The organism is Roseivivax halotolerans, from assembly GCF_900115815.1.
Lineage (GTDB): Bacteria > Pseudomonadota > Alphaproteobacteria > Rhodobacterales > Rhodobacteraceae > Roseivivax > Roseivivax halotolerans.
In genome coordinates this window covers 39,076-51,416 of record NZ_FOXV01000013.1, presented here as the reverse complement: position 1 = coordinate 51,416, position 12,341 = coordinate 39,076, and the positions used below count along the sequence as shown (strand labels likewise).

The window sequence follows — 12,341 nt, the reverse complement described above, 5'->3', positions numbered from 1 at the left end:
CTATACGCGCGCTCACTGAAATCCCGCAGGCGGGGTCGGGCCTTTGGGGGAGACATCCCCAGACGTCCACCGGTTGGCGCAATCCGCGCCCTCACCCCCGCCAAGGCGTAAACCGGAAAGGAAAAGGCATGGCTCTTCCCGAGTTCTCCATGCGTCAGCTCCTCGAGGCTGGCGTTCACTTCGGCCACCAGACGCAGCGCTGGAACCCCCGCATGGGCGAGTTCATCTACGGCGAGCGCAACGGCATCCACATCATGGATCTGACGCAGACCGTCCCGATGCTGGACGCGGCGCTGAACGTCATTCGCGAAACCGTCGCCAAGGGCGGCTCGGTCCTCTTTGTCGGCACCAAGCGCCAGGCGCAGATGCCGATCGCGGAAGCCGCAGAGAAATGCGCGCAGTTCTACATGAACCACCGCTGGCTCGGCGGCACGCTCACCAACTGGCAGACCGTCTCCAAGTCGATCCAGCGCCTCAAGAACATCGACGAGCAGATGGATGCCGGCGCGGAAGGCCTGACCAAGAAAGAACGCCTCGGCATGGAGCGCGAACAGGAGAAGCTGACCGCGTCCCTCGGCGGCATCCGCGAGATGGGCGGCCTGCCTGACCTGCTTTTCGTCATCGACGTCAAGAAAGAACAGCTCGCCGTCGCCGAAGCCAACAAGCTGGGCATCCCGGTGGTCGCCGTTGTCGACACCAACTGCTCGCCTGACGGCGTCGACTACATCATCCCGGGCAACGACGACGCGGCCCGCGCGATCTCGCTCTATTGCGATCTCGCCTCGCGCGCCGCGCTCGACGGCATGTCCGGCCAGATGGAAGCGGCTGGTGTCGACCTCGGCGCGCTCGAGGAAACGCCGACCGAGGCCGCCGTGGCCGAGGACGCCGCCGAAGGGCAGGGCGACGCGGAAGCGGCCCAGTTCTGATTGGCCCCAGCGGGCAGCGCTGTCATGGCGCTGTCACGCGATGGTTGCATTGACCGGGCGACGCCCCATATCGGGGCGGCCCGGAGTTTGATCCGACATTGAGGAGAGCCGACATGGCGATCACTGCTGCACAGGTGAAAGAACTGCGCGAAATGACTGGCGCAGGCATGATGGATGCGAAAAAGGCGCTGACCGAGGCCGAGGGCGACATGGATGCCGCCGTCGACTGGCTGCGCACCAAGGGCCTTGCGAAAGCTGCGAAGAAATCCGGCCGGACCGCGGCCGAGGGCCTCGTGGCCGTGGCTGTCGAAGGCGGCACGGGCGTTGCCGTCGAGGTGAATGCCGAGACCGACTTCGTCGCCAAGAACGCCGAGTTCCAGGAAATGGTTGGCGATATTTCGAAAGCCGCGCTGAAAGAATCCGACGTTGCCGCGCTGGCTGAAGCCGAGATCCAGGGCAAGAAGGTCAAGGACGTCCTGACCGACAAGATCGCCAAGATCGGCGAGAACATGACCCTGCGCCGGATGCAGAAGATCGAAGGCGACAAGGTCGTGTCCTACGTCCACAACGCGGCTGGCGACGGCATGGGCAATATCGGCGTGCTCGTTGCGATCACTGGCGATGACGAAGCGTTCGGCCGTCAGGTGGCGATGCACATCGCCGCGGCGAACCCCGCATCGCTCAGCGAGAACGACCTCGAGCCCTCGATCGTCGAGAAAGAGCGCCAGGTCCAGATCGACATCGCGCGCCAGTCGGGCAAGCCCGAGCAGGTCATCGAGAAGATGATCGAAGGCCGCATGAAGAAGTACCTCGCCGAGATCACGCTGCTCGGTCAGGCCTTCGTCATCGACCCGGACAAGACCGTGGCGCAGGCCGCCGCTGATGCAGGCGTCGAGATCACCGGCTATGTGCGTATGCAGGTCGGCGAAGGCATCGAGAAGAAAGAAGAGGACTTCGCAGCCGAAGTCGCGAAAGCGGCACAGGGCGGCTGAACCTCTTCGGATCGGGAATGAATTAGGCCGCCTCTAGGGGCGGCCTTTTTCGTTCTAAAACAAGCTGTTGAAATCAAACCTTCATTAAATGAGACCCGGCATTGCCCCCAAGACATTTGGGGATGAGAGTTGGGGCCTGCCGGGCCTTCCGAATACACACTCCGAAAATTTGGAGTCTGCACCGATACTCACACTCAACTATGTCGCAGAGCCCTGCAATATCAGGGGTATACGGCATCATCGACGTTCCGGGCCTCTGAAAGCCAACACGCGTGGAACGTGTTCAAGCTGACAGTTTACTTTGCGTTAGGTAAGTCCGGAATTCCTGACCGTCGCTGCAGTCAGCCCCGGAGGTCCAGAACGAACATCTGGTTCTGAAACGCGGCTTTCAGCACGGCCTGCGCCGTGGTTTCGACATTGAGCGCGGCGCGCGCGAGCCGGAGATGTTTTTCGACGGTCGCTGCCGTCAATCCCATGAGCGCGGCGATGTCGGCCGTTGTCTTTCCGTCACCAACCCATTCGAGCGCTTCGCGTTGGCGCGGCGTCAGGCTCTGATTTTGCGGCGTATAGGGCAGGGTGAGGATCTTGAGATGCAGGATGTTGTTGAACAGCTCGATCGCAGCGCCATGCCGGTTCCAGATCTCGTCCACCTCGTCCTGTTCAAGACCCGAACGCGCCATGAGAGCGATCGCGCCCTTGGCCCGTCGCGACACTGACCGGAACGAGATCGAATATCCGGCGGTCACATCTTGCGAGCGGTTGAACGCGACAACCTTGCGCTCCGCTTCAGTGAGAACGCCCGATGCCTGCATCTGGCCAAGGATCCGCCACGACACGACGCCTTCGTTCTCCAAAGACCAGCGAACCATCGGTGCGTCCCGATACATGGCGTCCCCGATGAAACGGTCGGTGTACTTCTTTTCGAGGTTCGTCAGAACGAGGAAGTCCTCTGGATCGCCAAGCGATGCACCGGACCAGAACCGTGTGAAGCCATAGAGGAGCCGCGTGAACCCGTATTCCGCCATCGTAGCGCAATGCGTGGACCAGGCTTGCTCGATCGTATCGCACAGGGTCAGCCGCAGAAGCCGGCCTTCAAGCGCCTCCGAAACGGCGTTGGTGTTCGGATCGGACGACATGGATGCGGGAACCCGAAGATACAGCGGCAGCAGATTACGAGATCGCGCTAAGCTCTGTCCATAATTACAGATCTCACCGTGACGGTTTTTAACATAATACTGATTATGCGATTATCGGACTTGTAACTGCAAAGCTAAAATGTCACCCATGAGCAATTCAGGAATGTCACTCTCCCTTCCGAAGTTGAGGGAGATTGGGCATGGGATGGGTGGTTATGAGCGAGCGCGAGTTGAAACGCGTGGAGGTTTTGGCGCAGGTCGATGATGGACGGTTGAGCGTCGACAATGCTTCGAGCATGCTGGCACTGACGCGTCGGCAGATTTTCCGGTTGTTGAAGCTTTATCGTCAGGATGGCGCGTCGGCGATCCGGCACAAGGCGCGCGGCAAACCTCCGAACAATCGCATCCACAAAGCCAAACGGGATTACGCGCTGTCGCTGATCAAGGAGAACTATCCCGACTTCGGGCCGACGCTGGCGGCTGAGATGCTGGCCGAGCATCATGGGTTCAAGGTGTCGCGAGAGACGGTTCGCAAATGGATGCAGGAAGCCGACCTTTGGCTCTCGCGCAAACAACGTCGGACATTTCATCAGCCGAGATTGCGCAGAGAGTGCTTTGGCGAGCTCATACAGATTGACGGCTCGGAGCACCGCTGGTTCGAGGATCGGGGCGATCCCTGCACCCTGCTCGTCTTCATCGACGATGCCACCAGCACGCTCATGGAACTGCGCTTCGTCAGGTCAGAGAGCACCTTCAGCTATTTTGAAGCATTGGAGCGCTATCTGACGACGCATGGCCGCCCCGTTGCGTTCTACAGCGACAAACACACGGTCTTTCGCGTGCCAAAACCCAGCGAGCACATGACCGGCATGACCCAGTTCGGGCGTGCTCTGGCAGAGCTGCAGATCGAGATTCTCTGCGCCAATACCAGCCAGGCCAAGGGCCGCGTGGAACGGGCGAACCGGACACTACAGGACCGCCTGGTCAAAGAACTGCGCATTGCTGGAATCTCGGATATGCAGGCTGCAAATACCTTCCTCCCTGGCTTCATGGAGCGCTATAACGACAGGTTCGCCAAGCCCGCTGCCCGTCCGGATAATTTGCATCGTGCGTTGAACGTCGCACTGGATCGGCTGGCCGAGATCTTCTGTCTGCGCAACAAACGCTATGTCAGCAAGGATCTGACCCTGAAATACGACCACAAGCGCATCCGGCTGGAAGTCAACGATCTGACGCGCGGTCTGGTTGGCAAATATGCCGATACCTACGAATTCCCCGATGGGCGCATCCAGGTTCGTCACAAAGGCATCGCCCTGCCCTGCACCATCTTCGATCCGCATCAGCAGCGCGTCACACACGCGGCGATAACGGACAACAAGCATCTCAGTGCCGTCCTTGCCCATATCAAGGCCGAGCAGGACAGGACCGCCGCCAGCGCCGAGGTGCGCCCGGAAAGTGCCAGAAACGGATACCGGAAGAACGGACGCCGCAACAACGGCTGGAACACCCTCGCAGACCGAAAGCGAAACGCGGCCCGCAAAGCCAGCCAGGGCTGCGATAATTGAGGTCTCCGCCCTGTCAGGCTTTGCTCACCTCAGCGCTTATGGTGACACTTCTGCTTTGCAAACCCGGTGACATTTCTACTTGGTTGCAACACGGACAGGCGCCATTAGGCGCCCCCGCGCTCAGGCCATCAAGTCCTTCGCCGCTGCCACGATCCCCTCCCGCGATGGCAATGTGGCCGCGTAAGCCGGTCCGGTCGCGATGAAGCAATCCTCGGCTGTCACGCGCGCGAATGGGCGGTCCGATCTTTCGGCAAGCAGCGTGCACAAGGCTTCGGATTGCGAGCCTGTGCGACGGCATTCATCGACGACCAGAACCTTCTCGCATGTACCAACGGCCTTGAGGATCGCGGCTTCATCAAGCGGCGTGAGCCAGCGCAGGTCGATCACGCGCGCTGCAATGCCAGACGCGTTCAAGTCATGCCGCGCTTGTTCCGACAGATAGACACCGTTGCCATAGGTCAGGATCGCAAGATCGGTACCCTCGCCCAGCGTTCTGAGACTCGAGAGCGGCGCTGTTTCGCCCGGCTCGGGATAACGGCGCGTCCACAGCCCGTCGCCCGGCTCCATGAGGTCGCGCATGGGATAGAGCGCGATCGGTTCGACCATGACGACGACGCGCCCTTCCTCCCGCACAAGCCGCACGGCTTCGCGGTACATCCTCACGGCCTCTGCGCCATCCGACGGACAGCCGATCACGATGCCCGGGATATCCCGCAGGACGGCCAGCGAATTGTCGTTGTGGAAATGGCCGCCGAAGCCCTTCTGATAGCCAAGCCCCGCGATCCGCACGATCATCGGGTTGGCATATTGCCTATTGGAGAAGAACGGCAGTGTCGCGGCTTCGCCCCGGATCTGGTCTTCGGCGTTGTGCAGATAGGCCAGGAACTGGATTTCCGGGATCGGAATATATCCTTGTTGGCCAAGACCGATCGCGAGCCCGAGGATCGACTGCTCGTCCAGCAGCGTGTCCGTGACACGGGTCGCTCCGAACCGGTTCTGGAGACCCTTGGTGATACCGTAAACGCCGCCTTTGCGACCGATATCCTCGCCTGCGAGCACGATGTTTTCATAGCTCAGCATGAGGTCCGTCAGCCCCAGATTGATGAGCTTGTTCATTGCTTGCGGCTCTTTCAGCGCGCGCAGATCGGCCGGCCCGAACGCCGCCTCGCGCGCCTCGGGGTCTGGCGCATTCGGGATCGGAGCCTTGGCTTTCGGCGGCAGGATCGAGGCTGCGACTTCTGCGGCGGAGCTAAGCCGCGGGCGCGTCATCGCTTGCTCTGCGGCACGATAACATTCCGCCTCAACGCTTTCATATTGCTCGATAATATCGGCTTCTTCATGTCCTGAATCAAGCAAACGGCGCGCCGTGTAAAGCAGCGGGTCGCGCGCTTCCGCAGCCGCGATCTCGGCCTCGGGGCGATACGTGCTTTCAACGTCCGCGCCGGCATGGCCGTAGAGCCGCACGCAAGTGAGGTGCAGAAGTCCGGGCCGACGTGTCTTGCGGATGCGCTCTGCCATATTGCGAGCCGCGCGATAAGCCGCCACGACATCACAGCCATCGGCCTCGGCATAGTCGAGACCGGGCCGCGATTGCAGCACCGCGCGCACCCAGCCTTCGGGTGATTTCACTGAAATGCCGATACCGTTGTCTTCGCAGACGAACATCAGCGGCAGAGGCGCGCCCTGCCAGGCGGTCCATCCGGCGGTATTGAGCGCGCCTTGCGCTGTGGAATGGTTGAGCGAGGCGTCGCCAAAGGAACAGAGCGCCAGCCGCTCTTCCGTCAGACCGCGCCGCTTGTTGAGGCCAAGGGCGAAGGCGGTACCCACGGATTTCGGCAAATGGCTCGCAATCGTAGAGGTTTGCGGCGGGATGTTCAGATCCTTGGAGCCCAAAACCTTGTGTCGGCCGCCCGAGATCGGATCGTCGGACGAGGCGGCGAAGGACAGCGCGAAGTCCATGATCGGATCCTGACCGGCCTGCAGCGCCCGCGCCGCCTGAAACGCGCCGTCGCGGTAATGCAGAAAGGCCGGATCCTCGACGGAGAGCGCCAGTGCGACGCCTGCCATACCTTCATGCCCCGAGGAGCCGATCGTGTAGAAGCCCTGCCCTTGGGATTGCAGCCAGCGCCCTGCCCGGTCCATGTGCCGCGAGATGAGCTGCGCGCGCCACAGCTGCCGAAGAAGTTCCTGGTCGATCTCCAACGGATCGAGGCTCGGCAGATCGCCGGCCTTCACCCGCTCCAGAAACGTCTCGTGCACCCGTTGGCTTGCGTCCATGTCGCTCTCCCGCTCGACGGCAGGCGCGAGATCGGATGGATCCCGCGCCTTTGCGTGACCTTGGCCTTCGCGAAAAGGGGCCGCAAGAGCCCCAAGCGCCTCGTATCAGAAGAATGCCTGCAAGCCGGTCTGCGCGCGCCCAAGGATCAGCGCATGAATGTCATGCGTGCCTTCATAGGTGTTCACCGTTTCGAGGTTCACCATGTGGCGGATCACCTGGAACTCCGCTGAAATGCCGTTTCCGCCATGCATGTCGCGGGACATGCGAGCGATATCAAGGGCTTTGCCGCAATTGTTGCGCTTGATGAGCGAGATCATCTCGGGCGCGGCCTTGGCCTCGTCCATGAGGCGACCAACCCGCAGGCACGCCTGAAGACCCAGCGATATCTCGGTCTGCATGTCCGCGAGCTTCTTCTGGAAAAGCTGCGTCTGCGCGATCGGCTTGCCGAACTGCTTGCGGTCGAGGCCGTAAGCCCGCGCCCCATGCCAGCAGAACTCGGCTGCACCCATGACGCCCCAGGCAATGCCGTAACGCGCACGGTTGAGACAGCCGAACGGACCTTTCAGGCCCTCGACATGCGGCAACAGCGCGTCCTCACCGACCTCGACGCCATCCATGACGATCTCGCCTGTCACCGAGGCGCGAAGCGACAGCTTGTTACCGACTTTCGGCGCCGACAGACCTTTCATGCCTTTCTCAAGCACGAAGCCGCGGATCTTGCCGTCATGCGCGTCGGACTTGGCCCAGACCACGAATACGTCCGCGATGGGCGAGTTCGAGATCCACATCTTGGAGCCCGAGATACGATAGCCGCCGTCGATTTTCTCGGCGCGCGTTTTCATGCCCGCCGGGTCGGAGCCCGCATCGGGCTCTGTCAGGCCGAAACAGCCGATCCATTCACCCGAGGCGAGCTTCGGCAGGTATTTCTTGCGCTGCTCCTCGGTGCCGTAAGCGTAGATCGGATACATGACGAGGCTCGATTGCACCGACATCATAGAGCGATAGCCGGAATCCACGCGCTCGATCTCGCGCGCGACGAGCCCGTAGGCCACGTAGGACGAGCCGAGCCCGCCATATTCTTCGGGCACGGTGACGCCAAGAAGCCCCATCTCGCCCATTTCCCGGAAAATCTCAGGCTCGACGGTTTCCTCTTCGAATGCCTGAGTCACCCGGGTCTGCAGGCTCTCTTGCGCGAAGGTGCGCGCGCTATCGGCGATCATGCGCTCATCTTCTTCGAGCTGGTCCGTCAGGCGGAAAGCGTCTTCCCAGTCAAACGATCCCAGGTTGGGCGCGTCTTTTGCTTTCAGTACAGGCTTGTCATCGAGGTCTTTCATGACGTGTCCTCCAAATTCGCTTGGAGAGAAGATAACTTGCGCCAGCGTCATCGAACAGCGACAATACCGCAAGAATCCATGCAAGAAATGCAAGCATCCCCCTTATCGCGGCGCCTTCTGCCGCCCCTGCCCGCCTTGCGCGCGCTCGAGGCGCTGGATCGGCTCGGCACCGCAGCGGCGGTCGCGAGAGAGCTCGATCTCAGCCAATCCGCGATCAGCCGGCAGATCCGCACGCTCGAGGATCAGCTTGGGGTGACGCTGGCGAGCCGCGAGTCCCGCGCCCTCAGCCTCACACCCGAAGCGCGCGCCTATGCCGCCGAGGTCCGCGCCGCACTCAACCGCATCGCGCAAGCCTCGCTGAGCCTCAGGATGCCGTCGCGCGCGGGCTCCCTGTCGCTGTCGGTGCTTCCGTCCTTCGGGATGCGCTGGCTCGTGCCGCGCCTTCCGGATTTCACCCGGCGCCACCCTGAAGTGACGATCAACTTCACGACGCGCCTCAGGCCGCCCGATTTCGCGGCCGAAGCCTTCGATGCGGCCATCGAATTCGGCATGGCAGCGCGGCCCGGCACGAACCGGCTGCTCCTGCGTCCCGAACGGGTCTTGCCCGTTTCCGCACCAAGCGTGCTCAAGGATGGGCCTGTCGGACTCAAGACACTGGCGCAACTTCCGCTTCTCCACATCGACACGCGGCCCACGGCCTGGGAGGATTGGTTCGCGGCCCAGGGTCGCGAGACAGGCCCCCTGCCCGGTACATCCTTCGATCAGTTCACGACGATCCTCGAGGCCGCGCTTCACGGGCTTGGCGTGGCCTTGCTGCCTGACTACCTGACCGAGGAAGCGCTCGCGCGAAAACGTCTTGTCGTCGCGCATGACGCCGAGCCGACGAGCCTTGGCGCCTATCACCTGGCCTGGCCCACCGATCGTCCGGTGACCCCGGCCCTTTCAGAATTCCGGGACTGGCTGGCTGGCGAGGCGCAGGGCGAGGACGATCCGCTGCCGCGCTGAGCCTCAATCGGGGAGCGCGAAGACTTGGCCGGGATAGATAAGGTCGGGATCGCGAATGAGGTCTTGATTGGCCTCGAACACCTTCACGTAGAGCAGCCCCTCGCCATAGCGTTCGCGCGAAATACCCCACAGCGTATTGCCGGGCTGGACCGTGACCGCGTAGACCGGCCCGCCGCTTTCAGGCGCCGCCGCCTCGATCGCGGCGCGGCTTTCCCGGCGGAACGGGCTTTCGATCCGCGCCAGAACGCGCCCTTCGGCATCGACCCGGTCTAGGCGGAGCGTGTAGGTGCCCGGCTCCGTGCTCGGCAGGCCTGTGCGCCAGCGGCCTCCTTCGGAGACATCGGTTAGCGTCACTTCAGAATTGTCGACGTAAATGCGGACCGATCCGCCGGGAGTCGCGCGCCCGGAAAGCGAGACGTCTCCCCCGTCGTCGTAACTGATCGCGTCGAGCGCCACGAAATCGCCGTCCGGCAGATCTGCAGGCTCGGTCGCGGGCTGGACGACATCGACGCCTTCGGGGCCGGACAGGAGCACAGCGGTCGGTTGCGGAGCCGCTTCCGGCGGAGCGAGGTCCGGCAGATCCGGTACCGCGCTGCCGGCGGCAGGATCGAGCGCGGCGGTCTCACTCGGTGCGTCACTCGCGGCGGTCGGTTCGCTGGACTCGCTACCCGGCTCGATACCGGGTTCCTCAGCGTCAGGGAGTGCCGCTTGTTGGCTCGGAGCCTCGCTTGGCGGGGTTTCCGGTGCCGCGTCAATTTCGATGGCCGCGGTTTCGGTCGGAGCGTCGCCTGCGTCGTCAGCGCCGACGGGACCAGCCGCCATCTCTTCGCCATTTTCCGCAGAGGCGGTCACTTGGGCCTCGGGAGCCTCCGGCGACGGGGCGAGAATAATCTCTTCCGCGCCGATCCGCTCTGCGTCCCCCATCCGCTCGGCAAGCGTGATGACGCGCGGCGAGGCGCTTGTCCCGAGCGGCTGAAGAAGGACGAAGCTGCCGCTCGCGTCGATCTCGGTTTCCGCGACCTCGGCATCGTCGAGAAGGACGCGGACCCTCGCACCCGGTGTCCCGCGCCCGGCGATCACCGCGTTACCGTCGGGCGAAACCCGAACGAGGTCGAAACTGGGCGCGGTTTCTTCTTCGGTGTCAGCGTCCAACGCTTCGGGCGCGGTTGCTACGCTCTCGGCATCGGCGCGATCGGCCTCCTCAGCGTTTTCAAGCGGCGCTGCGGGCTCTGTCGCAACCTCCGGCGCATCGGGCGTGCGGGCCGCGAGAACAGGCTCCGACCCTGTGGTCGCCGTCTCAGGCGCTGTCATATCGCGTTGCGGCTCGGGAATGGTGTCCGTACCCGGCGCGGGTTGCGGCAGAGCCGCTGTGTCCTCGACAGCCTCGGGCGCGTCCCCGCCGCGGGCGAGAACATCGTCCAACTGGCCCGTGGCATAAAGCCCGGCCAATGCCGCGCCAAACAGCGCGGTCACGCCCAGGACCGCCCCGACCGGCCCGGACATGGAGGATTTGGTCGTCATCTTTGGTCCATCCCCGTAAGGCTGCGTGCGCACAGGCAGATCTTTACGCGCCGCAGCCGGTTGAGAACGTATATCAACAGCGCTAACACCGGTCAAAGCCGCGCAAGCATGGAGTTGTCGCGATGCAACAAATCTCGATCTGCGTGTATTGCGGGGCGCGCGACGGCTCCGACCCGGCCTACGCGGCGGCTGCCGAGGCGCTTGGCAAGGAAATCGGCGCGGCCGGCTGGCGGCTCGTTTACGGTGCGGGCGACGTGGGTCTGATGGGCCGCGTGGCCCGGTCTGCCCAGAACGCGGGCGCCCAGACCTTCGGCGTGATCCCGGATCACCTTGTGAAATGGGAAGTCGGGAAACGCGATCTGACGACCTTCGTCGTCACGGAGACCATGCACGAGCGCAAGAAAGTCATGCTGATGAACGCCGATGCCATCGCCGTTCTTCCGGGCGGTGCGGGCTCGCTCGACGAATTCTTCGAGGTGCTGACCTGGCGGCAGCTCGGTCTGCATGACAAACCCATCGTGCTGATGAACGTCGAAGGCTACTGGGATCCGCTGATCGCGCTGATGCATCACGTCGTCGATCAAGGCTTCGCCGGGAGCGACATTGTCGAGAACGTTCAGGTCTCGCCGGATGCGTCGGGTACGATCGCGGCTTTGCGCCGCGCGCTTTCGGCCCGAAGCGTCGCCGTCGAATAGATCGCCAAAGCTGTCCAGATCAGCGCGAAGGCCACGGCCTGGACCGTGCCGAAGGGTTCGCGGAAAACCAGCGTTGCGACAAGGAATTGCAGTGTAGGGTTCAAGTACTGGATGAGCCCGATGCTTGATAGATTGACGCGCTGGGATGCAAAGCTGAACAAGATGAGCGGCAAAGCGGTAAGCGGGCCAGACACGATCAAGAGTGCCGACACACCTCCATCCTGACCGAAGAGACCCGTGCCGCGGACACCGTGCAGATGCCAGAGCCAGCCGAGTGCCAATGGCGTCAGCAGCAACACCTCGCCCGTGACCGAGACCACCGGTCCGACAGAAAGTCGTTTCTTCGCAACGCCGTAAAGGCCGAAGGTCAGGCTGATGATGAGAGACACCCAAGGCGGATGACCGAGTTGCACCGACAATATGAGAACCGCGATCGTCGCCAATCCCACGGCCACCATCTGCGCGCGCCCCAGTCGTTCGCGAAAGAACAGAACGCCCAACAGAACCGCGACCAGTGGAAAGATGTAATAGCCGAGGCTGGCTTCCGTCGCCCTTTCGATCTGGATGGAGAGGATGAACAGGAACCAGTTGCAGGAAATCATGATCGCGGCGAAGCCGATGGCAGCGATCCTGCGAGGCGTCGATAGCGCGTCCCGCAACGCGCCGAGCCGCCCTTGCACCAAGAGGACACCGGCGAAGAACAACATCGACCACAGCGTGCGATGCGCCAAGACCTCGAGAGGCGGCACATCGGCGAGCAGTTTGTAGTAAAGCGGGGACAATCCCCAGATGGAGCAAGCGCCGATCATGGCGAGAACGCCGATCCGTTGCTCCTGCATTTGCGGTCCCCCTGCCCTTGCCAACAGAGCTTTGCCAGAGCGTGAGGGCC

Annotated in this window: 10 protein-coding genes; 5 read left to right on the top strand and 5 right to left on the bottom strand. The window is 62.7% G+C overall.

Going from position 1 to position 12,341, the window contains the following annotated elements:
• Positions 1-128 precede the first annotated feature (128 nt).
• Together rpsB and tsf are read left to right on the top strand one after the other, a co-directional pair.
• A complete protein-coding gene (gene rpsB / locus BM171_RS15440) occupies positions 129-926 on the top strand; it encodes a 30S ribosomal protein S2 (protein WP_093014463.1) in 798 nt (265 codons plus the stop codon).
• A 113-nt stretch (positions 927-1,039) separates the two neighbouring features.
• Entirely contained in the window at positions 1,040-1,918 is an 879-nt protein-coding gene (gene tsf, locus BM171_RS15435; RefSeq protein WP_093014460.1) for a translation elongation factor Ts, read from the top strand.
• A 341-nt stretch (positions 1,919-2,259) separates the two neighbouring features.
• Here tsf and BM171_RS15430 read toward each other — a convergent pair whose 3' ends face one another.
• Positions 2,260-3,054, bottom strand: coding sequence for a helix-turn-helix transcriptional regulator (locus tag BM171_RS15430; RefSeq protein WP_093014457.1), 795 nt, complete (start codon positions 3,052-3,054; stop codon positions 2,260-2,262).
• A gap of 200 nt (positions 3,055-3,254) precedes the next feature.
• On the opposite strand from BM171_RS15430, the gene BM171_RS15425 reads away from it, so the two are divergent.
• A complete protein-coding gene (locus BM171_RS15425; RefSeq protein WP_093014454.1) occupies positions 3,255-4,619 on the top strand; it encodes an ISNCY family transposase in 1,365 nt (454 codons plus the stop codon).
• 120 nt (positions 4,620-4,739) lie between these two features.
• Here BM171_RS15425 and BM171_RS15420 read toward each other — a convergent pair whose 3' ends face one another.
• Positions 4,740-6,896 carry a thiamine pyrophosphate-dependent enzyme gene (locus BM171_RS15420; RefSeq protein ID WP_093014451.1) on the bottom strand — a complete coding sequence of 719 codons (2,157 nt, stop codon included), beginning with the start codon at positions 6,894-6,896 and terminating at the stop codon, positions 4,740-4,742.
• Between the two features lie 105 nt (positions 6,897-7,001).
• Complete coding sequence (locus BM171_RS15415; protein WP_093014447.1) at positions 7,002-8,231, bottom strand: acyl-CoA dehydrogenase; 1,230 nt, start codon at positions 8,229-8,231, stop codon at positions 7,002-7,004.
• Positions 8,232-8,318: 87 nt separating this feature from the next.
• On the opposite strand from BM171_RS15415, the gene BM171_RS15410 reads away from it, so the two are divergent.
• Entirely contained in the window at positions 8,319-9,236 is a 918-nt protein-coding gene (locus tag BM171_RS15410; RefSeq protein ID WP_093014595.1) for a LysR substrate-binding domain-containing protein, read from the top strand.
• Between the two features lie 3 nt (positions 9,237-9,239).
• On the opposite strand, the gene BM171_RS15405 is transcribed toward BM171_RS15410, so the two are convergent.
• Positions 9,240-10,757, bottom strand: a complete 1,518-nt coding sequence (locus tag BM171_RS15405; protein WP_093014444.1) for a LysM peptidoglycan-binding domain-containing protein — start codon at positions 10,755-10,757, stop codon at positions 9,240-9,242.
• A 122-nt stretch (positions 10,758-10,879) separates the two neighbouring features.
• Here BM171_RS15405 and BM171_RS15400 point away from each other — a divergent pair, with 122 nt between their 5' ends.
• On the top strand, positions 10,880-11,452 hold the full coding sequence (locus BM171_RS15400) for an LOG family protein (RefSeq protein WP_093014441.1): 573 nt from the start codon (positions 10,880-10,882) through the stop codon (positions 11,450-11,452).
• Here BM171_RS15400 and rarD read toward each other — a convergent pair.
• The gene (gene rarD / locus BM171_RS15395; RefSeq protein WP_093014438.1) at positions 11,374-12,291 is read right to left on the bottom strand and encodes an EamA family transporter RarD; all 918 of its coding nucleotides are present in this window, start codon (positions 12,289-12,291) and stop codon (positions 11,374-11,376) included. The genes BM171_RS15400 and rarD overlap by 79 nt on opposite strands.
• Positions 12,292-12,341: the final 50 nt, after the last annotated feature.

Excerpts from the sequence above, each read along its gene's own strand:
- rpsB (WP_093014463.1), top strand. The coding sequence starts at position 129 with ATGGCTCTTCCCGAGTTCTCCATGCGTCAGCTCCTCGAGGCTGGCGTT.
- tsf (WP_093014460.1), top strand. The coding sequence starts at position 1,040 with ATGGCGATCACTGCTGCACAGGTGAAAGAACTGCGCGAAATGACTGGC.
- BM171_RS15430 (WP_093014457.1), bottom strand. The coding sequence starts at position 3,054 with ATGTCGTCCGATCCGAACACCAACGCCGTTTCGGAGGCGCTTGAAGGC.
- BM171_RS15425 (WP_093014454.1), top strand. The coding sequence starts at position 3,255 with ATGGGATGGGTGGTTATGAGCGAGCGCGAGTTGAAACGCGTGGAGGTT.
- BM171_RS15420 (WP_093014451.1), bottom strand. The coding sequence starts at position 6,896 with ATGGACGCAAGCCAACGGGTGCACGAGACGTTTCTGGAGCGGGTGAAG.
- BM171_RS15415 (WP_093014447.1), bottom strand. The coding sequence starts at position 8,231 with ATGAAAGACCTCGATGACAAGCCTGTACTGAAAGCAAAAGACGCGCCC.
- BM171_RS15410 (WP_093014595.1), top strand. The coding sequence starts at position 8,319 with ATGCAAGCATCCCCCTTATCGCGGCGCCTTCTGCCGCCCCTGCCCGCC.
- BM171_RS15405 (WP_093014444.1), bottom strand. The coding sequence starts at position 10,757 with ATGACGACCAAATCCTCCATGTCCGGGCCGGTCGGGGCGGTCCTGGGC.
- BM171_RS15400 (WP_093014441.1), top strand. The coding sequence starts at position 10,880 with ATGCAACAAATCTCGATCTGCGTGTATTGCGGGGCGCGCGACGGCTCC.
- rarD (WP_093014438.1), bottom strand. The coding sequence starts at position 12,291 with ATGCAGGAGCAACGGATCGGCGTTCTCGCCATGATCGGCGCTTGCTCC.